Origin of the sequence: Catenuloplanes niger, from assembly GCF_031458255.1 — a bacterium.
Classification (GTDB): Bacteria; Actinomycetota; Actinomycetes; order Mycobacteriales; family Micromonosporaceae; genus Catenuloplanes; species Catenuloplanes niger.
This window is the reverse complement of sequence record NZ_JAVDYC010000001.1, coordinates 9,134,733-9,153,990: the sequence shown is the minus strand read 5'-3', so window position 1 is coordinate 9,153,990 and position 19,258 is coordinate 9,134,733. Positions and strand designations below refer to the sequence as shown.

The following is a 19,258-nucleotide window of genomic DNA, read 5'->3' as shown; positions in this document are numbered from 1 at the left end:
TGTTTAGCCTCATATCGGGCGAGTCTGGCATTCCCCCGGCGGATCGGGGCGGGACGCGCGGCAGGTGGGTCCACCGCGGCGGGCGAATCCCCCTATCGGGTGGCCGCCCTCCGCAGTGGACCGGGGCCGGTCAGGACGCGTACGTCTCCAGTTCGGACACGGACGGCGTGCCGGTCGCGCCGGTGACGGCGAACGTGAGCTTCTTGACCGCGGTGGCCGGGAACGTGATCGTGCCGGCGCCGGTGCCCGACCTCAGGACCGCACCGGTGTCACCGTTGATCAGCTGCCAGGCGCCGATCGTGCCGATGGTGCCCGGCCGGACCACGACGCGGGAGACGGTGGTCGCGACGCCCCACTTGACCGAGACGCTGCCGGTGGCGCCGTTCGGGGACCACTGGGTGGCGGTGTTGCCGTCGCGGACGTTGCCGTAGCTGCTGCCGCTCGCCTTGCTGGAACCGTCCGCGCCGGCGCCGAGGCTGAGGTTGGTGCCGCCCGGCGCGGGCGCCGAGGTCGCCGGAGCAGCGGAGGTGCCGGACGGGACCGGGGCCGCGGACGTGACGGACGGAACCGGGACCGGGGCCGAGGTGACCGGCGCGGTGGTGGCACAACCGCCGGTGGACACCTTCAGGCCCTTGTTCGCGCCCGCCGTCCGGCTGACGATCGACGGCACGCAGTCCGCGCCGTCCAGCGTGTACGTGTACGGCACGCTCACCGTCGTGGTCGACGTCATCGCGGGCCCGGCCGGCCGGTTCTCCGCGCTCGTCGCCGACCAGGTCACGTTGTCCAGCACGTTGCCGCGGGCCTGCCAGTACCCGGTCGCGGACGTGTAGAACGTACCCAGGACGTCCTTGGAGTTCTTGAAGTGGTTGTTCTCCACCAGCGCCTTGGCACCGGCCCGGCTGTTGATGCCGGACTCGTTGAGGCTGACGTAGCTGTTGTTGTAGATGTGCGCCACGCCGCCGCGCAGCAGCGGCACCCGGGAGTCGATGTTCGAGTACAGGTTGTGGTGGAACGTGATGAAGCTGTTGCCGGTGTCGGTCTCGCTGGAGCCGATCAGGCCGCCGCGGCCGGAGTTGCTCAGCGTGCTGTACGACAGCGTGACGAACTGGGTGTCGTCCTTCATGTCGAACAGGCCGTCGTAGCCCTCCGACTCGCCGCCGGACGCCTCCAGCGTCAGGTGATCGGCCCAGACGTTCCGGACGCTGCTCTCCATGCTGATCGCGTCGCCGCCGTTGGACAGCGGCGAGCCGGACTTCTTGACGTTCCGCACGGTCAGGTTCTGCAGGATGATGTTGCTGGAGTCCCGGATGTGGATGCCCAGCTGGTCGAAGGTCGCACCGGCGCCGACCCCGACGATCGTGACGTTGCTGATCTCCTTCAGCTCGATCCGGTCGGCCGCCGTGTTGCAGCTACCACCGGACACCTTGGTGGTGTTGCCGTGGTTGATCGTCCCCTCGACCTCGATCACGATCGGGGTGTCGCCGGCGGCCCGGCCGCACAGCGCCGCGTGGATCTGGGTGCCGGTGGTGGCCCGGACGGTGGTGCCGCCCGCGCCGCCGGTCGTGCCGCCGTTCTGCGCGGCGTAGCCGGTGGCGGCGCCGGTCGCGGCGGACGCGTCGGGCGACGGCAGACCGGTCAGGACCGCGGCCGCGATGCCCGCCACCCCGGTCGTGACCAGCACCGCGTGGAGCCGCAGGGCGTTTCGGCGTTTCATGGGAAGCCTCGTTCTCGTTCGGATGCGAAGTCGTGGGCGCGACTTCTCGAGCCGGCACCGTGCGGCGCCGACCCGACCCTAGGAAGGAGTGGATCACCCGGCAAGGCGCTTCACCCATTCCTAAAGATCCGCAAAACCTCCCCACGGGTACGGACGCGACTCCCCCGGGCCGCTCGGTGCCCGACGCGTCCGGCCGTCACACCCCGGCGGCGGGCCGGCGCGGCTCAGTCCGGGTGCACGCACTCGTACCAGACCGTGGCGGTGTATCCGCCCGGCCAGACGACGCTGTCCGTCTCGACGCACTCGGCGGCGTCGTACCCGGCCCAGCCGGCCTGCCTGAGCGCGTCCGCCTGCGCGTACACGTAGGCGAGCCCGAAACTGCTGGATCCTTCGCCGACGAACGTCCGCGGTTCGCCGGCCGGAACACCGGCGAACCCGAGCACGGCGGCGGTCGCGGCGACGGCGAGAGTCTGGAAAGCCATGGCCACCACCGTAGAACACATCGACGATGATCGCTCGCCGCGGGAGGCGCGGCCGCCGGATCCGCGCGCACGGGCCGCTCACGTATGGTGATCTTCGTGGGACGGAGATGGCCGGACACCGGAACCTGGATCGTTGTCCCCACGTCCGCGACCGCGGACTGGGCACTGGCCGCCGCGGTGCTGGCCGCGGCCGCCTCGGCGCGGGTCGCGGTGATCGCGGTGGGCGTCACCGGCCCACCGCCGGAACCGCTGCTGGCGCACGTCGCCGGCTGGGGTGAGCTGCACGACGGCGCGACCGAACCGCTGCGGCTGGCGGACGCGCTGCGCGTGGTGGACGCGTTCTCCGGCACGCACGACCTGGTGCTGGTCGTCGGCACGGCCGGGCTGACCGCACCGGCCGGGCGGGTCGGCTGGACGACGGCCGACCTGGCCGCGGCGCTCGGCGCACCGGCCGTGGTGGTCGTCGGCGACGACCCACGCGGCGTGAACTACACGACCGTCGAGGCGCTGGAGTCCCGCGGCCTGGCGTCGGCGCTGGTCACCATCGGTTCGGCGCCGGAGCGGCTGCCGGCCGAACCGGTCGGGCGGATCCCGGCCGGCTGGCGGCCGCTGGACACGGAGACCGCCCGCGGCTTCCTGGCCGCACACCTGCACGCCGGCGCGGGCACGCTGCGGTCCACCGCCGCGGACACCGCGGCCACCACGGACGCCACGGACGCCACGGACGCCACGGACGCCACGGACGCCACGGACGCCACGCCGCCGCGGGCCACGCCGCCGGGTGCCGCGCCGGCGCCGTGGCCGGAGCGTGGACAGTGGATGGTCGTGCCGGTTCCCGCCGCGGTGGACTGGGTACCGGCGGTCACCGCGCTCGCGGCCGCGTCCACCGCCCGGGTCGCGGTCGTCGCGATCGGCGCCGCCGGCGCTCCCCCGCCGGGTCCGGCCGCGCACCTGGCCACCTGGGTCACCCTGCGCGAGGGCGGTCGGCGACCGCTGCGCCGGACGGACGCGGTCCGGGTGGCCGACGCACTCGCCCGTACCCACGGGGTCGTGTTCGTCATCGGGGCGGCCGCACCGGCCGGCTGGAGCCTCACCGACCTCGCCGCCGCACTCGGCGCGCCGGTCGTGCTGGTCACCGGCACCGATAGCCCGCCCGCCACCAGTGGACCCTCCGCCGCCAGTGAAGCGGTCGGCGCCGATGGACCGGCCGCCACCAGCGAACCGGCCGCCACCAGCGAACGGCTCACCGTCGGTGAACGGCTCGCCGCCGTGCGCGGCGCCGTCGAGGAGCGCAGGCTGGCCTCGGCCGTCGTCGCCGTGGGCGATGTCGCGCTCGCCGCGCCGCCCGCCGGCCGGGTCCCGGCCGGCCTCGGCGCGCTGACCGCCGAGGCCGCGCGTGAGCTGCTGCATCCGACGCTGCACGCCTCCCGCGCGGCCGTCCCACCACCGGCGCCGATCCGGCGGCTCGGCCCGGCCGTGCCTCGGACCGTCCGGACCGCCGCGCCGCGGCGGACCCGGGCCACCGGTGGGCGGATCGCGCTGATGCTGGTCTCCGTCTTCGTCATCATGTCGCTGAGCGTCGTCGGCCTGGCCTTCTGCAACCGGACCGGCGTGCCGGACACCGGCGCCGCCTTCGACGGCCCACCTGGCGACAGCCGCCCGTCCCCCGCAGGCAACCGGTGCCCCTCGCCCACCACCCGGCCACCCGGCACGGCCTGCTGAGCCACGTCCGACACGACCAGCTGAGCCACGTCCGACACGGCCGGGCGAACCGCATTCGACCCAGCCTGGCAAGCCGCATTCGATGCGGCCCGGCGAGCCGCATCCGACGCAGCCTGGTGAGCCGCAGCCGACACGACCCGGCAAGCCACATCTGACACAGCCTGGGAAGCCGCATTTGATACGGCCCGGCGAGCCGCATCCGACGCAGCCTGGTGAGCCGCGGTTGGCAGGGCCTGGTGAACCGCGTTCGACACGGTCCGGTGAGCCGTGTTCGCCGACTCGCGGTGGGGCAGCGCGCTCACGGCGATGCACGCCGTTCCGGCCCGCGCCTGGACCCGAGGGCGCTGGCCGCGCTCACCGGCGCGTCCCGCACGGTGTTCGCCGCGCGCTTCCGCACCCGCGCCGGTGAGACGTCGATCGCCCACCTCACCCGATGGCCGATCGCCCATGGCCGATCGCCGATCGTGCTCGCGGCCGAGCGGCTCCGCACCCGGCGACGACATGCTGACCCGCGTCGCCGGCTCGTTCGGATACGAGTCGCGGCCAGCTTCGACAGGGGTTCGCGCACGTGCCGGGCATGCCGTCCTGGCAGTATGCCGCATCCGTCCCGGTCTGCGCGTTCAGCCCGCGTGAGGCCCGGTGCCGGCCGGGCCGGTGGCCGGATCGTCGACGCGAATACGCCGGCCCAGGTCGCGGACGGTGACGGCCCCACCGCGCCGTTCCCGCGTCGGCGGTGGCGCGTCGGTGGACCGCGCGGCGGCTGTACAAATGAAAACGGGAACCGTTATCGTCTAGGCTCTGTGAAAGGAGCCGACGATGGCCGTCCCGAAGCGCCGTACCGCGCACGCCGACACCCGGCACCGCCACGCCCGGGCCACGCTCACCGTGGTCTGCGGCTTCCGGCCGGACGCCACGCTCGCGGTCGCGCGCGCGGTGCCGGCCGGGGCGGCGGGCGCGCTGCTGGTCAGCCACGACCTGTCCGGGATCCGGGACGGGGTCCTGCGCCGCCGGGTGACCACCGCGACCGCGGTCCTGGAGGACGAGCCGGTCACGCTGGTGCACGGCTGCGTGTTCTGCACCCTGCGGGAGGAACTGTTGCCGCTGCTGGAGCGGCTCGCCCGTACCCACGACGGTCGTGATCTGGTCCTGGTGCTGCCCGAGGCGATCGAGCCGCGGATGTTCGCCGAGGCCTACGCCCACCACCACGCCGCGCACCGGCACCTGCGGATCGGCGCCTACGTCACCGTCGCCGACGCCGCGCACCTGCTCGACGACCTCGACGGCACCGACGACCTCACCGACCGCGGCCTGCACGCCGCCGACGACGACCGGCGGTCCGTCGCCGAGGTGGTCTGCCATCAGCTCGAGTACGCGGACACGGTCGTCCTGCACGGGGAGGCGCCCGGCGGCGGGCTCGAGACGGCCCGGCTGCAGATCCTGCTGCACCGGCTGGTGCCCTGGGCGACACACCTGCACGTACCCGCCGGCCCGGCCACGTTCCCGTCAACGTCAACGTCAACGTCAACGGCGCGGCATGAGCCCGGCATCCCGGACCCGCTGATCCGCAGCCTGGAGGGATACCCGGTCGGCGTGGACGAGCCGATGCCGGACTGCGGCGTGGTGTCGCTGCTGTTCCGGGCGCGCCGGCCGTTCCATCCCGCGCGCCTGCACGCGCTGCTGGAAACCGTGACCCGCGAGACGGTACGGGCCCGCGGCGTCTGCTGGATCGCCAGTCAGCCGGACACGGTGCTGGCCTGGGAGTCGGCCGGCTGCGCGGTGTCGCTCCACGCGCTCGGCCACTGGCTCGACGCGCTGCCCCCGGCCCACCTGGCGCACGCCGGCGACCGGCGCCGGCTCGCCGCCGACCTGGACTGGGACCCGTACTACGGCGACCGGCACACCCGGCTGGCCTTCGTCGGGATCGACACCGACGCCGCCGACCTGCACCGCGACCTGACCGCCTGCCTGCTCACCGACCCGGAACTGGCCGAGGGCGCGGACGGCTGGCGCGGCTGGGACGACCCGTTCGCCGGCTGCTTCCCGCTGCCGGCGCTCACCCCCGCCTCGCTCACGTAGGCGTACCCACGAAAGGAACCACCGCATGAAGTCCGGAATCCACCCGTCCTACCACTACGTCGTCTACCGCGACCGCAGCGCCGGCTTCTCCTTCCTCACCCGGTCGACCGCCACCAGCGACCGCACCGTCGAATGGGAGGACGGCAACACCTACCCGGTGCTCGACGTCGAGATCTCCGCCGCCAGCCACCCGTTCTGGACCGGCCGCCAGCGCCTGCTCGACACCGCGGGCCGGGTGGAGAAGTTCCGCGCCAAGTACGGGCTGACGACACCCCGGTGACACAGTCCCGGCGACGTGCGTCGCGGCTGAACAGCCGTCGCGGCTGAACAGCCGTCGCGGGTGAACAGCCGTCGCGGCTGAACAGCCGTCGCGGGTGAACAGCCGTCGCGGCTGAACAGCCGTCGCGGGTGACGGGCGTCGCGGTCCGCCGGTCGCCGGAACCGGCCGGCGGACCGCGTGTGCTAGTGTCCGGCGCGAGTCGACCGCATCCCGACGGATGCCAGGGAACTCCGGTGCGAATCCGGGACTGGCGCGCAGCGGTAAGGGCGACGGCGGCACGACAACGCCACTGGGGAGCTTCTTCCTGGGAAGGCCGTGCCGCCGGCTGACCCCGAGTCCGAAGACCTGTCGGCTCACCGCTGTCGATTGGACTCTCGCGATCAGGGTCTCCAGACCCGAGAGGCCCCCTCGCTGTGGACCTGAGACCACCCCGCCGGCTGCCGTTCTGGCCGCTCATGATCGTGCTGGTCGTCGCTACGGTGCTCAGCGTGATCGGCTCGCTCGGTTTCGGCTCCGAACGCATCCCGCCGGCCGACGTGGTCGCGGCCGTCACCGACCGGCTCACCGGTGCCGCCCCCGGCCGCTGGGACGTCATCGTCTGGGAACTGCGGCTGCCCCGGGCGCTCATGGCGGTGGTCGTGGGCGCGGGCCTGGCCGTCGCCGGTGCCGGGATGCAGACCCTGGTCCGCAACTCGCTGGCCGACCCGTACCTGCTCGGCATCAGCTCCGGCGCCTCGGTCGGCGCGACGGCCGCCATCACCACCGGCGCGCTCGCCGGCTTCGGCATCTACGCCGTCTCGGCCGGCGCGCTGCTGGGCGCGGTCGGTTCCGCGGTGCTGATCTGGCTGATCGCCACGGCGCAGGGTGGCCTGACCCCGTTGCGGCTGGTGCTGTCCGGCGTGGTGCTCTCCTCCGGGTTGTCGGCGATCGCGTCGCTGCTGGTCTTCCTCAGCGACGACGCGCGTGCGGCGAACTCGGTGATGTTCTGGATGCTGGGCAGCGTCGGCGGCGCCACCTGGGAGAAGTTGTGGATCCCCGCGCTGCTCGTCGTCGTGCTCGCGGCCGGGATGCTGGCGATCCACCGCTGGCTGGACGCGCTCGCCGCCGGGCCGGAGACCGCTGCGGCACTCGGGGTCGGCGTGGCCGGCCTGCGCACGACGCTGTTCGTCGGCCTGTCCGTGCTGGTCGGCGTGCTGGTGGCGGTGAGCGGAGGCGTCGGATTCGTCGGGCTGATCGTGCCGCACGCGGCCCGGCTGGTCGTCGGCGCCCGGCACCGCGTCGTCCTCCCGGTCGCGGCGGTGACGGGCGCGGTGTTCCTGGTGTGGGTGGACGTGCTCGCCCGGGTGGCGGTGCGGCCGCAGGAGATCCCGCTGGGCGTGGTGACCGGTGTGCTCGGCGCCCCGCTGTTCCTGCTCCTGATGGGCCGCTCCCAGTACCGGTTCGGTGGCGACCGGTGACCGCGCTGCGCCTGGCCGGCGTCGCCGCCCGCCTGGGCGGCCGCACCGTGCTGCGCGACGTCGACCTCGAGGTCCCGGACGGTACGCGGCTGGGGATCATCGGCGTGAACGGCGCCGGCAAGACGACGCTGCTGCGGGTGCTGGCCGGCGTGCTGACCCCCAGCGCCGGAACCGCGCTGATCGCCGACGGACCGGACCGGCTCGTCGACCTGCGCCGGTTGCCGGCCCGGGAACGCGCCCGCCGGCTGGCCTTCGTGCCGCAGGAGGACGTGATGACCGCGGAGCTGCGGGTCGGCGAGATGGTCGCGCTCGGCCGAGTCCCGCAGACCCGGCCGTGGGCGCGCGGTGGCCGCGCCGAGCACGAGCTCGTGCGGGCCGCGCTCGACGCGGTCGGGCTGGCCGACCGGATCGACTCCGCCTGCGACCAACTGTCCGGTGGCGAACGGCGCCGGGCCGTACTGGCCCGGGGCCTGGTGCAGCAGTGCCCGGTGATGCTGCTCGACGAGCCGACCAACCACCTCGACGTCGCCTGGCAGCTCGACCTGCTGGGCGTTCTCGCCGCCCGGGCCCGGACGCTGGTGGCCACGGTGCACGACCTCGACCTGGCGCTGCGTTTCTTCGACCGGCTGGCCGTCGTCGGCTGGCCGGCCGGCGCGGACCGGACGGCGGAACCCGCGAGCGTCGTCGCCGTCGGCCCGCCCGGCGAGGTGCTCAGCGCCGCGCACGTGGAGTCGCACTTCGGTGTCGGCTCCGTGCAGGTGCCGCATCCCGCGCGTGCACAGCTGCACCTGCTCATCCACCCTCGAGAGGACGCCTCACCGATATGAGTCCCGTTTCGTCCGGCCGCACCCGCACCGCGATCGCGGCCGGCGCCGCCCTCGTGCTGAGCCTGTCCGCGTGCGGCTCCGGCTCCTCCGCCGGCGCCGCCGGTGCCGGTGGTACCGGCGGTGGTGCGATCACCGTGCAGAACTGCGGGCAGGACGTGAGCGTGGACGGTCCGGTGAACCGGCTCTACGCCTACGACGGCGGCATCATCTCGATCGCGCTGGCCGCCGGTGCGCGTGACCAGCTGATCGCGGTCACCGGGCTGGACCGCGACCGGGACGTGCTCACCCTGGCCTATCCCGACGCGCGGGTGAACGAGCTGACCGTGGTCGGTGACCAGTACCCCACGCTGGAGAACGTCCTGGCCGCCGACCCGGAGATGATGTTCGCCGGGTACGGCTACGGGTTCAGCGAGTCGCGCAACCTGATGCCGGAGGATCTGACGGCGCACGGCATCAAGACGTACCTGCTCAGCGAGACCTGTAAGCAGGACGACGGCGCGCGCGGCACGATGGACGCGTGGACCGCGCTCACCACCGACCTGCGCAACATCGGTGAGCTGACCGGTCACCGGCCGACCGCGGACGCCGTCGTCGCCGACATCGAGCAGCGTCGCGCGGCGCTGGCGGCCGCGCCCCGGAACGGCGAGGCACCGACCGCGTTCCTCTTCGACTCGGGCACCGACGCGATCTTCACCTCCGGCTCGTACGGCGGCCCGCAGGCCGTCTTCGACGCGGCGGGCGTCACGAACGCGACCGCCGACGTCTCGGACACCTGGACGGAGGTCGGCTGGGAGCGGCTCGCCGCGGCCGACCCGGACATCATCTTCTTCGTCGACTACTCCGGTCAGACCTACCAGCAGAAGGTGGACGTGCTGAAGGCCAACCCGGCGTCGCGGAACCTGACGGCCGTCAAGGAGGAACGGTTCGTCAACCTGCCGTACGCGCTGTGGGTCTCCGGCCCGCTGAACATCGACTCGGCGGAATGGGTGCGCAAGGCGGTCGAGCACTTCGGTCTCGCACCGGCCTCGTCGATCACGCCGACCCTGGACATCAACCAGCTCAGCGACCTGCCCGGCAACGCCTGGCTCGACTGAGCCGGCGGCGGCGCGTGAACGGTGCGGCGGCATCGTCCGGTCCTTCCTGTGCGGGTGTTGGTGCCGGCCCGGTGCAGTCCGGACCGGTGTAGGCCGGGCCCGGTGTCAGCCGGTGGTGAGGCCGGACTCGTAGCCGGCGATCACCAGCTGGGCGCGGTCGCGGGCCTGCAACTTGGTGAGCAGGCTGCCGATGTGGGTCTTGAGGGTGCCTCGGCTGATGTGCATGGTCGCCTCGATCTCGCTGTTGGACAGGCCCCGGGTGATCAGGGCGAGGACGTCCCGCTCGCGTGGGGTGATGCCGTCCAGGGACCGGCGCGCGGCCGTCCGGTGCAGCGACGCGGCGATCAGGCGGCGGGTCACGCTGGGCGCGAGCAGCGCCTCACCGGCGGCGACCGTGTGAATCGCGTCGATCAGGCGTGGTGGCGTGACGTCCTTCAGCACGAACCCGCTCGCACCCGCCCGCAGCGCCCGGTAGACGTGGTCGTCCAGGTCGAACGTGGTCAGCACCAGCACCTGCGGTGCCGGGTCGGTGGCGGTGATTCGCTCGGTCGCGGCGATGCCGTCCATGTCGGGCATCCGCACGTCCATCAGCACCACGTCCGGCCGGTGGCTGACGGCGTGCGCGACGGCCTCCCGGCCGGTGGCGGCCTCGGCGACCACCATCAGTCCCGGCGTCGCGTCGAGCAGCTCCCGGATCGTCTCGCGGAACACCGGCTCGTCGTCGGCCAGCAGGACGCGCAGCTCTCGGCCCATCATGCCGGAACCGCCGGGATCGGCAGCCGGGCCCGGACCGCGAACCCGCCACCCGGCTCCGCGGCGGCGGACAGACGCCCGCCGTGCTGCGCGGCCCGTTCCCGCATGCCGCGAAGGCCGTGACCGGGTGTGGGAGACGCCGAACCGCCGGAGCCGTCGTCCACCACCGTCAGCGAGACCTCGCCGGGCGACACCGCCACGGTGACCCGGCAGTGGGTGGCGTCGGCGTGGCGGCGCACGTTGGTCAGCGCCTCCCGGACGATGTCGTGCACGGAGGTTCGCAGCTCCCGCGGCAACGGTGCCAGGTCGGGCGCGTCGAGCGTGACGTCCAGGCCGGCCACCCGGGCGTCTCCGACGAGCCGCTCGAGACCGTCGCCGGTGGTGTCCCGGAGGCCGTCGAGCACGACGCGCACGTCATCGAGCGCCGCCCGGCTGATCCGCTCGATGGTCTGCAGCGCGGCCTGCCGGTCCGTCTCCAGATGGTTCGCGACCGCGGCCCTCATCGCGATCACGCTGAGGTTGTGCCCCACCACGTCGTGCACGTCCCGCGCGATGCGTAACCGCTCCTCCGCGACCGCCCGGGCCGTCTGCAGCGCCGCGATCTCGGCGGTCTGCGCGCGGTGGTTCCGGACGATCCATGCGAGCGCCCACCCGCCCGCGAGCACCACCGTCCCGTAACCGGCCACGGTCCACGGCGCGGTGCTGAACGACTCCGTGCGCTCGTCGACCCCGGCCGTGGGAAGCCCGGTGACGAGCGCGTCGAACAGCCCGGAGCCCAGAAAACCGGTGAGGGCGGCGCCGAGCGCCCAGCGCCCGGCTCGCGCCGACGAGAGCGCGACGGGATAGGCCGCGAACGCCAGCGCGTAGATCGAGACCTCCGCGCCGGCCCCGGTGAGCACCGTGGCGACCGTCGCCACGAGGACCATGCCGAGAACCGGCCGGGGCCACCGGCGGCGGACCGCCAGTGGCAGGCCGAGGAGCACGGCGATCAGCCACACCCACCAGCCGGACACCGGCCTCATGAGCACGACCGCGCTCGTCACCGCCAGTGCGACCGTCAGGTCGGCCACCGTCAGGACGAGCCGCCACAACGTCATGTGCCCACCGTAGTGACGGTGCGCCGCGCCCGCCTCGGACCACGGTCCGATGCGGACCGGGCCGCCGGCGTCGAAGACTCGTGCCGTGCTCACCCATGTCATCGCCGCCCTGGCCCTCGCCATCGCCGTGCCCGCTCTTCCCGCGACGCGCGCCGGCGCCGTCGGCGTCGGCGTCGGCGCCACGGCCGCCGTCGACGGCAGTGCGATCGACGCCGCCGTCCGGGCCTACCGCGACGCGACCCGCATCCCGGGCATCGCCGTGGCCGTCGTCCGCGGGCGGACCGTGCTGCACGCCGCCGGATACGGGCGCACCGCGGCCGGTGCTCCCGTCACCGACCGGACCGTGCTGCCGATCGCCTCGCTCAGCAAGTCCGTCACCGCGCTCGCGGTGATGCAGCTCGTGGAGTCCGGCCGCATCCGGCTCGACGCGCCCGTGCACGACCAGCTTCCGGAGTTCACCATGGCCGACGAGCGGGCCGCCACGATCACCGTGCGGCAGCTGCTCGACCACACCTCCGGCATGTCCGACACGACCTACCGGCCGGTCAGCGGCCACTCCCCGACGACGCCACGAGAGCTGGTCGCGTCGATGCGCGGCGCCCGGCTCGCCGCCGACCCCGGCTCCCGCTTCGAGTACCACAATCCGAACTATCAGGTCGCCGCCCGCCTGGTCGAGGTGGCCGGCGGGCAGGACTTCCAGGCATATCTGCATGAGCACGTGTTCGCGCCGCTCGGCATGACCGACAGCCGCACCGTCGACACCGCGCGCGATCTGCCGTCCGGCGACGGCCCCGGCCACCGCATGCTCGCCGGGATCGCACTCGCCGTGCCCGAGCCACCCGCGTTCGGCAACGGCTCCGGTGGCGTGCTCAGCACCGCCCGGGACATGGCCGCCTGGCTGATCGCGCAGAACGGTCAGGGCCGTGGCCCCGACGGCACCGCGGTCGTCTCCGCCGCCACGATCGCGGCCATGCACCGTCCCGCCGCGCACCGGTCGTACGCGCTGGGCTGGACCACCGGCACCACCGACTCCGGCACCGCCGTCGTCGACCACACCGGTGGGCTGATCACCATCACCGCCTACCAGGCGCTGCTGCCCCACCTCGGCTACGGCATCGTCGTGGTGTCCAACGCCGGCAGTCAGTACGGTGACGCACCGGATCTCGGCGCCCGCCTCATCGACCTGATCGAGGGCCGGCAGCAGCGTCCACTCCCGACACCGGTCCCGCTCATCTGCGCCGACCTCGCCACGTTCCTGCTCACCGCCGGCACCGTCACCCTCGCGATCCGCGGCATCCGCCGATCCCCCGCCTGGGCCCGCAGCCACCGGTTGCGCCGTCCGGCCACCGTCCTGCGGCTCCTGCCATACCTGATTCCCGCCCTGGCACTCGCCGTGCCGCACCGGGTCGTCAGCTGGCTCTACCGGGGCAGCGACATCTCCTGGGTGCAGGCCGGCTACCTCTACCCCGCCGGCACGCTGCTGCTCCTCACCACCGCGGTCGCCTGCCTCGCGGTCCTCGGCACGCGCCTGCTCCACGCGACCGCCCGCACCCGCGCCGGCACCGGCCGCGGCCGCGGCAGCGGCAGCGGCGCAGGCAGCGGCAGCAGCGCAGGCAGCGGCGCAGGCAGCAGCGCAGGCAGCAGCAGCAGCGTGGACGGTATCGATCAGAACGGTCCCGACCGCGCTGCCCCCGGGCGATGACGATCAACCGCTGCAGGGCGCGGGTGCCACGCGATGTCTTCTTCCCAGCCGTCTGCTCCGCCGCACGGGCCGACCGGGCGCCACCCGCTTCCCTCCGGCCCTGTGGTCTCCTCCGTCGCACGGGTCGGCCGGGTGCCATCCGCCGTCTCGGGGGCGGGTGGCACCTCGTTGGCGCCGACCGGCGTCATCGCCGGTCGGTGCCGGCCGCGACTTGAGGCGGCGTTGCGGTCAGGGGCTCGTCGGGTGGCTCCGGTGCCCCGGGCAGCAGGGTTGAGCCGGCGAGAATGACGGCGATGCAGGCGACGACCCACCAGTAGACGCCGTGGAAGCCGCGCATCGGGTCGGTGTCACCGGAGAGGTCGACGATGAGCGCGACCACGGCGATGCCGATCGAGGCGCCGAGCTGGTTGAGCATGTAGAGCACGGAGCTGCCCTGCGGGACCTGGTGCGGCGGCAGCGTGCGGTACAGCGAGCCCATGGTCGGCGCGCCGACGAAGCCGAGGCCGGCGCCGGCCACGAACGCCCACAGGGCCGGCCAGGCGCCGTGCGTCTCCGCGCCGACCTGGGTGAGTGCCAGCGCGCCGGCCAGTGCCACGACCGCGCCACCGGTGGCCAGGCGGCGGGCGCCGAGCCGGTCGCTGAGCCGGCCGGCGACCGGCATGGCGAGAACCGAGCCGAGGCCCATCGGTGCGACGACCAGACCGGCGGCCAGCGCGCCGCCGTCCTGGGGGTGGGTCTGCTGGTGGTAGAGCGGGAGCACGAACAACAGCGAGAACGACGCCACGCCGACCAGGCCCTGCACCGTGACACTGGCGGAGAAGCTGCGACTGGCGAAGAGCCGGACGTCGATCAGCGGCGGCACGGCGGTCGCTCGCAGCGCGTGCGCGGCGTAGACGCCGAGTGCGAGCCCGCCGAGCACCAGCGGGACGAGCGCCTGCCAGGCGCCGAGCCGGCCGGTGGCGGCGACCTGATGAAGCGCGAGCACGACCGCTGCCACGCCCGGGCCGACGAGGGCGAGACCGACCAGATCAAGGCGGCTGCGCGACCCACCCGGATCCGCAACACCGGCCGGATCCGCGGTGGCAGCCGGGGACACGGTGTGGATTCGGTTCGTGGCGTCGGCCGGGATCACGCGCAGCGCGAGCAGCAGTGCGAGGGCGCCGATCGGGATGTTGACCAGGAACATCCATCGCCAGCCGAAGCCGTCCAGGACGGCGCCGCCGAGGACCGGGCCGAGTACCGGGCCGAGCGGCAGCACCGCGCCCATCAGGCCCATCACGCGGCCGGCCCGGTGTGGGCCGGCGGCGCGGGCGAGCAGGGTGAGCACCAGCGGGTCGAGGATGCCGGCGCCGATGCCCTGGAGCACCCGGAAGCCGAGCAGGCTCGGCACGTTCCACGCCAGACCGGACGCGAGCGAGCCGAGCATGAACAGCAGCAGGCCGGCCAGCCAGAGCCGCTTCGCGCCGAACCGGTCCACCGCCCACCCGGTGACCGGGATGGTGACGGTCAGGGCCAGCAGGTAGCCGGTCGAGGCCCAGCCGATGGTGCTCACCGAGGTGCCGAACTCGCCGGTCAGGGTTTCGACGGCCACCGCGACCATCGTGCCGTCGAGGATGCCCATGATGCCGCCGAGCAGCACCACGGCGATCAGTCTCAGCAGCGCGGGATCGAGCCTGTCGTCTGCGTACGTCACAGCTGAACTCCGAGATCAGTTATTTGAACCGCCGGGTTCAACCTAGCGACGGTTGCACACCGTGCGCAACCACCGTCGTACATCCGTGTGAACCGGCGGGTTCACAATTGGGCTAGGATTCCGCAATGACCGAGGTGGCAGGGCGCGACGACCGACGCCGTGGCGCGCAGCGCGGGCGCATCGACAAGCGGGCGGCGATCCTGGACGCGGCCTTCACGGTTTTCGCGCGCGAGGGTTACGCGCAGGCGTGCGTCAACCAGATCGCGGCCGAGGCGGGCGTGGCCAAACCGACGGTGTACAACCACCTCACCGACAAGGCCAACCTGTTCCGGCACGCGATCCGGGCCGCCCACGACGGCCTGCTGCGGGAGAACCTCGCCACCGTCGCCCGCCTCGCCGACCCCGGCACGGACCTGCGGCAGACGCTGCTCGCCGTCGGCCGCGACCTGGCCCGCACCGGGGCGGACGAGCGCACCTGGGCCCTGCGCCGCCTCCTGCATGCCGAGGCCGCCCGGTTTCCCGAGCTGCTCGACGACGCGGTCGACCAGGACGTCCGGCGGCTCACCGAGGCACTCGCGGACCGCTTCGCCCGGCTGGCGCTCGGCGGCCGGCTGCACCTGACCGACCCCACCGTGGCCGCCGAACAGTTCCTGGCACTCGTCGACGGGCCCTTGGAGAGCCGATCCCGGTACGGCACCCGGCCGGTCACCGCGGCCGACCAGGAGCAGATAGCGAACGCGGCGGTGCAGACCTTCATCGCCGCGTTCGGCTGACACCACCGGCCGCATACCATCCCGTCGGTACGGCACGCCCGCCCCGCCCCCGGTGGCGACGGGGCGGGGCGGGACAGAGCGGGCCGGGCTCAGCCGGCGCGGGCGAACTGCCACCAGTCGACGTTGAACAGGTAGCCGCTGCCGCCGGTGAATCTCAGGTACAGGTCCTGGGTGCCGGTGAGGCCGCCCACCGGGCAGGAGACCGTGGTCCAGGTCTGCCAGCCGCCGGTGCCGGATACGCCGCAGGTGCCGGCGAGCGTCCCGGTGGGGCTGCCGACTCGCAGCTCCATGCGTCCTCCGGCGGCGGCGGAGGCGACCCGCGTGGTGAAGGTGGCCGCGCCGCTGCCGAAGGCGACGCCCTTCACCTTGATGTAGTCGCCGTTCTCGACGAAGCCGACGTTCATGCCGCCCCCGGACGCGCGTTCGGTCTCGACGCCGGAGCTCCAGGCGATGGTCTCGGCCTCCTGGCGCGTGTACGGGTCGAGCGTGCCGTTCTGCGGCGCGCCGGCCGTGGTCATGGTGATCTGCGGGATGCTGCCGTCCGCGTTGTAGGTGAACTTCTCGACGGCGACGGAGCGGGTGAAGCCACCCCCGCCGGGCAGCGCGCCGTTGTGGTAGAAGAAGTACGATCCGCCGTTGTAGTCGATGATGCCGGCGTGGTTGGTGAAGCTGCTGCCCTGCGTCGGCATGATCGTGCCGCGGTAGGTCCACGGCCCGGTCGGGCTCGGCGCCGTGGAGTAGGCGATGAACTCGGAGCAGCACTTCGCGGCGAAGACGTTGTAGTAGAGCCCGTTGCGCTTGTAGACCCAGGGTCCTTCCTCGTAGAGCGTGGGCCGGTTGGCGTCGCCGGTGCGGGTGCCGAACCCGGCCGTGGTGAGCGGGATCTGGTTCACCCCGCCGGTGTAGCTGATCATGTCGGTGTTCAGCCGTACGTACCACAGGTTCGGGTTGCCCCAGTAGAGGTAGGCCTGGCCGTCGGTGTCGATGAACACGGACGGGTCGATCTCGCCGTTCTCCACCAGCGGGCGCCCGAGCGCGTCGGTGAACGGGCCGGTGGGGCTGGTGGAGACGCCGACGCCGATCGCCATCCGCCCGCTGGCCCGGGCGGTGACCGGCACGTACCAGTAGAACTTGCCGTTGCGCTCGACGACCTGCCCGGCCCAGGCGTCGGCCTTGGCCCAGCTGAACGTGGCGACGCTCATCGGCGAGCCGTGGTCGGTCCAGTTGACCATGTCGGTGGAGGAGTAGGCCCGCCACTCCTTCATGGTGAACCAGGTGGAGCCGTCCTCGTCGTGGCCGGTGTAGAGGTAGACGCGGCCGTTGTGCACCAGCGGTGCCGGGTCGGCGGTGTAGACGGTCTGCACGATCGGGTTGTCCGCGCGGGCCGGTCCGGCGGGGACCACGATCAGCGCGAGCGCGCACAGCAGCGCGGTGAACAGGCTCTTCGGTGTTCTCATCGCCGGCTCCAGAGCTGGTTGGCCGCGCCGGTGCAGGTCCACAGCAGCACCGGGGTGCCGTTGGCGGTCTGGTTGTTGTTGACGTCCAGGCAGAGCCCGGACTGGTTGCCGCGGATCGTGCCGTTGGACTGGAACGTCCACTGCTGGTTGGCGCCGCCGTTGCAGTCCCAGAGCTGCACCTTGGCTCCGGCGGCCGCGCCGACCGGCGCGTCCAGGCACTTGCCGAGCGCCTGGAGGGTCTGCCCGGTCACGGTCCAGTTCTGGTTCGCGGCGCCGTTGCAGTCCCAGATGACCGGCTGGGTGCCGTTGGCGGTGTTGCTGTTCGGCACGTCCAGGCAGCGGCCGGAGGCGGTGCCGACCAGGCCGGACGAGGCCGGCGGCTGGGGTTCGCCGGTGGTGCCGCCGCTGACCCGGTAGACGACGGTGCCGTGCGCGGGCACGCTCGCGCTGATCGTGCCGCCGGTGGTCGTGGTCGCACCGGTCCACGCGTCGACCAGCGAGTAGGACGACGCGCCGGTCTTGCCGATCGCCGCGGTCGTCGTGGTGATCGTCCGGGTGGCGTTGCCGGAGTTGAACAGCGCGACCGCCACGTCGCCGTCGGCCAGGCGCTTGGCGAGCACCCGGTGGCCGGCGTCGCCGGTGACCTGCACGCCCTGCCGGCCGAGGGTGTCCTGGTTGATCGCGATCAGCCGGGGGTTCTTCAGGATGGTCAGGGTGGCGGCGGACATCGACCGCAGGTCGTTGCCGGCGATCAGCGGCGCGGCCATGATCGCCCACATGGCGAAGTGGGAGCGCTGCTCGGTGTCGGTCAGCGTGCCGCGGCCGACCTCCATCATGTCCGGGTCGTTGAAGCCGCCCGGTTCGGCGTAGCGGGCCAGCGGCACGGTGACGTCGATGATGTTCTTGACGCCCATCGGGTAGCCGTTGGTCTGGCCGGTGTCCCAGGCGAGCGTGATGTCCTCGGTGGTGCGCCAGATGTTCGCCACGTCGCCCCAGTCGCGCTGCGGGCCGGTCTTCTCGTGGATGCTGTTCGGGTTGATGCTGTAGAGGATCGGCCGGCCGGTCGCGGCCAGCGCGTCGCGCATCTTCGCGAACGTGGCGACCTGCTCGTTGATGGTGCCGGTGGGCGAGCACCAGTCGTACTTGAGGTAGTCGACGCCCCAGGCGGCGAACTGCCGGGCGTCCTGTGCCTCGTGGCCCAGGCTGCCGGTCGCGCCCGGGTAGGAGTCGAAGTACTGCGCGCAGGTCTGGTCCAGCGGCGCCTGGTAGATGCCGAACTTGAGGTCGCGGGCGTGCAGGTAGTCGCCGAGCGCCTTCATCCCGCTCGGGAAGCGGGACGGCTCGGCCTGGAGGTTGCCGTTGGCGTCCCGGTTGGGCGACATCCAGCAGTCGTCGACCACCACGTACCGGTAGCCGAGGTCGCGCATGCCGGAGCTGACGATGCTGTCCGCCGTCTGCCGGATCAGCTGCTCGTTGATGTTGCAGAAGAACGTGTTCCAGCTGTTCCAGCCCATCGGCGGCGTCCGGCCGACCCCGTTGTCCAGGGCGTGGGCCGGCTCGGCGGCGACGGCGAACGCGGCGCCCGACAGCATCACGACCCACGCGGCGAACAAGGCTTTCCACCGTCTCATGATTCTCGACCTCTCCAGACCGGGCACGGATGAGAGCGCTAACATACTCATTCGACAGGTTGCCAGAATGTTTCAACACATTCAAGGAGGAAAATCTCTTCGCGGTACGCCCAGTAGGGGTATTACCTGCTCAGCAGCGCACAGTGGCGATCATCAGGAGCCATTTCAGCTCCCGCTGCAGCGACACCTTCCGTCACTCCGACTCCCCATCGACCGCGCACATAACAGTTTTCGTCATCGACTTTCTCGTCATTCGGAGACGGCCGGCCCCACAGTCGGCGGGTCGATGCCGACTGACGCATCGCCAGTGCGGCCGGCCCCCGTCGCCTCCGGGACGCGGGCCGCCGTGCCGTTCGCCGGCGCCACCCGGCCGGCACGCGGAGACGGCAGCACCGAACAGGCGGAGAGAATGCGGCGACTCCACCGGGCGACCGTTTTCCGGCGTCCCGGAAATCCTGCGGGGAAACGGCCGTTGCTATAGCGGCCGCGCTCTGCGACAG

At 72.8% G+C, this 19,258-nt stretch carries 15 protein-coding genes and 1 riboswitch; of the genes, 8 read left to right on the top strand and 7 right to left on the bottom strand.

The features are described 5' to 3' along the window. Positions 1–130: 130 nt before the first annotated feature. Both J2S44_RS40165 and J2S44_RS40160 read right to left on the bottom strand, forming a co-directional pair. Positions 131–1,714, bottom strand: a complete 1,584-nt coding sequence (locus J2S44_RS40165; RefSeq protein ID WP_310428438.1) for a pectate lyase family protein — start codon at positions 1,712–1,714, stop codon at positions 131–133. A gap of 224 nt (positions 1,715–1,938) precedes the next feature. Next, positions 1,939–2,196 (bottom strand): hypothetical protein, encoded by a 258-nt coding sequence (locus J2S44_RS40160; protein WP_310428436.1) that lies wholly within the window; start codon positions 2,194–2,196, stop codon positions 1,939–1,941. Positions 2,197–2,292: 96 nt separating this feature from the next. Here J2S44_RS40160 and J2S44_RS40155 point away from each other — a divergent pair, with 96 nt between their 5' ends. The 6 genes from J2S44_RS40155 to J2S44_RS40130 all read left to right on the top strand — a co-directional run bounded on the left by J2S44_RS40155 (position 2,293) and on the right by J2S44_RS40130 (position 9,652). Further along, positions 2,293–3,918: a P-loop NTPase family protein gene (locus J2S44_RS40155; RefSeq protein WP_310428434.1), complete on the top strand. Its 1,626-nt coding sequence runs from the start codon at positions 2,293–2,295 to the stop codon at positions 3,916–3,918. A gap of 816 nt (positions 3,919–4,734) precedes the next feature. Continuing rightward, on the top strand, positions 4,735–5,994 hold the full coding sequence (locus J2S44_RS40150; protein ID WP_310428432.1) for a GTP-binding protein: 1,260 nt from the start codon (positions 4,735–4,737) through the stop codon (positions 5,992–5,994). Positions 5,995–6,019: 25 nt separating this feature from the next. Next, the gene (locus tag J2S44_RS40145; RefSeq protein WP_310428430.1) at positions 6,020–6,274 is read left to right on the top strand and encodes a type B 50S ribosomal protein L31; all 255 of its coding nucleotides are present in this window, start codon (positions 6,020–6,022) and stop codon (positions 6,272–6,274) included. Positions 6,275–6,457: 183 nt separating this feature from the next. Beyond that, positions 6,458–6,641: riboswitch (cobalamin riboswitch) on the top strand. Positions 6,642–6,729: 88 nt separating this feature from the next. Then, positions 6,730–7,731 carry a FecCD family ABC transporter permease gene (locus J2S44_RS40140; protein WP_310430126.1) on the top strand — a complete coding sequence of 334 codons (1,002 nt, stop codon included), beginning with the start codon at positions 6,730–6,732 and terminating at the stop codon, positions 7,729–7,731. After that, positions 7,728–8,558 (top strand): ABC transporter ATP-binding protein, encoded by an 831-nt coding sequence (locus tag J2S44_RS40135; protein ID WP_310428428.1) that lies wholly within the window; start codon positions 7,728–7,730, stop codon positions 8,556–8,558. Before J2S44_RS40140 ends, J2S44_RS40135 begins: the two co-directional genes overlap by 4 nt. Beyond that, a complete protein-coding gene (locus tag J2S44_RS40130; RefSeq protein WP_310428426.1) occupies positions 8,555–9,652 on the top strand; it encodes an ABC transporter substrate-binding protein in 1,098 nt (365 codons plus the stop codon). Before J2S44_RS40135 ends, J2S44_RS40130 begins: the two co-directional genes overlap by 4 nt. A gap of 105 nt (positions 9,653–9,757) precedes the next feature. Here the strand turns inward: J2S44_RS40130 and J2S44_RS40125 are convergent, their stop codons facing one another. Both J2S44_RS40125 and J2S44_RS40120 read right to left on the bottom strand, forming a co-directional pair. Further along, a complete protein-coding gene (locus tag J2S44_RS40125) occupies positions 9,758–10,405 on the bottom strand; it encodes a response regulator (RefSeq protein WP_310430124.1) in 648 nt (215 codons plus the stop codon). Further along, complete coding sequence (locus J2S44_RS40120; RefSeq protein ID WP_310428424.1) at positions 10,405–11,595, bottom strand: sensor histidine kinase; 1,191 nt, start codon at positions 11,593–11,595, stop codon at positions 10,405–10,407. Before J2S44_RS40120 ends, J2S44_RS40125 begins: the two co-directional genes overlap by 1 nt. Here J2S44_RS40120 and J2S44_RS40115 point away from each other — a divergent pair. Next, positions 11,588–13,204, top strand: coding sequence for a serine hydrolase domain-containing protein (locus tag J2S44_RS40115; protein ID WP_310428422.1), 1,617 nt, complete (start codon positions 11,588–11,590; stop codon positions 13,202–13,204). The two genes, J2S44_RS40120 and J2S44_RS40115, sit on opposite strands and share 8 nt — an antisense overlap. 184 nt (positions 13,205–13,388) lie before the next feature. Here J2S44_RS40115 and J2S44_RS40110 read toward each other — a convergent pair whose 3' ends face one another. Continuing rightward, positions 13,389–14,897: an MFS transporter gene (locus tag J2S44_RS40110; protein WP_310428420.1), complete on the bottom strand. Its 1,509-nt coding sequence runs from the start codon at positions 14,895–14,897 to the stop codon at positions 13,389–13,391. 125 nt (positions 14,898–15,022) lie between these two features. On the opposite strand from J2S44_RS40110, the gene J2S44_RS40105 reads away from it, so the two are divergent. Further along, entirely contained in the window at positions 15,023–15,670 is a 648-nt protein-coding gene (locus J2S44_RS40105; RefSeq protein WP_310428418.1) for a TetR/AcrR family transcriptional regulator, read from the top strand. 89 nt (positions 15,671–15,759) lie between these two features. On the opposite strand, the gene J2S44_RS40100 is transcribed toward J2S44_RS40105, so the two are convergent. After that, a complete protein-coding gene (locus tag J2S44_RS40100; protein WP_310428416.1) occupies positions 15,760–17,127 on the bottom strand; it encodes a glycoside hydrolase family 43 protein in 1,368 nt (455 codons plus the stop codon). Beyond that, the gene (locus J2S44_RS40095; protein ID WP_310428414.1) at positions 17,124–18,758 is read right to left on the bottom strand and encodes a glycoside hydrolase family 27 protein; all 1,635 of its coding nucleotides are present in this window, start codon (positions 18,756–18,758) and stop codon (positions 17,124–17,126) included. The genes J2S44_RS40100 and J2S44_RS40095 overlap by 4 nt, the downstream gene beginning before the upstream one ends. Between the last annotated feature and the right edge of the window lie 500 nt (positions 18,759–19,258).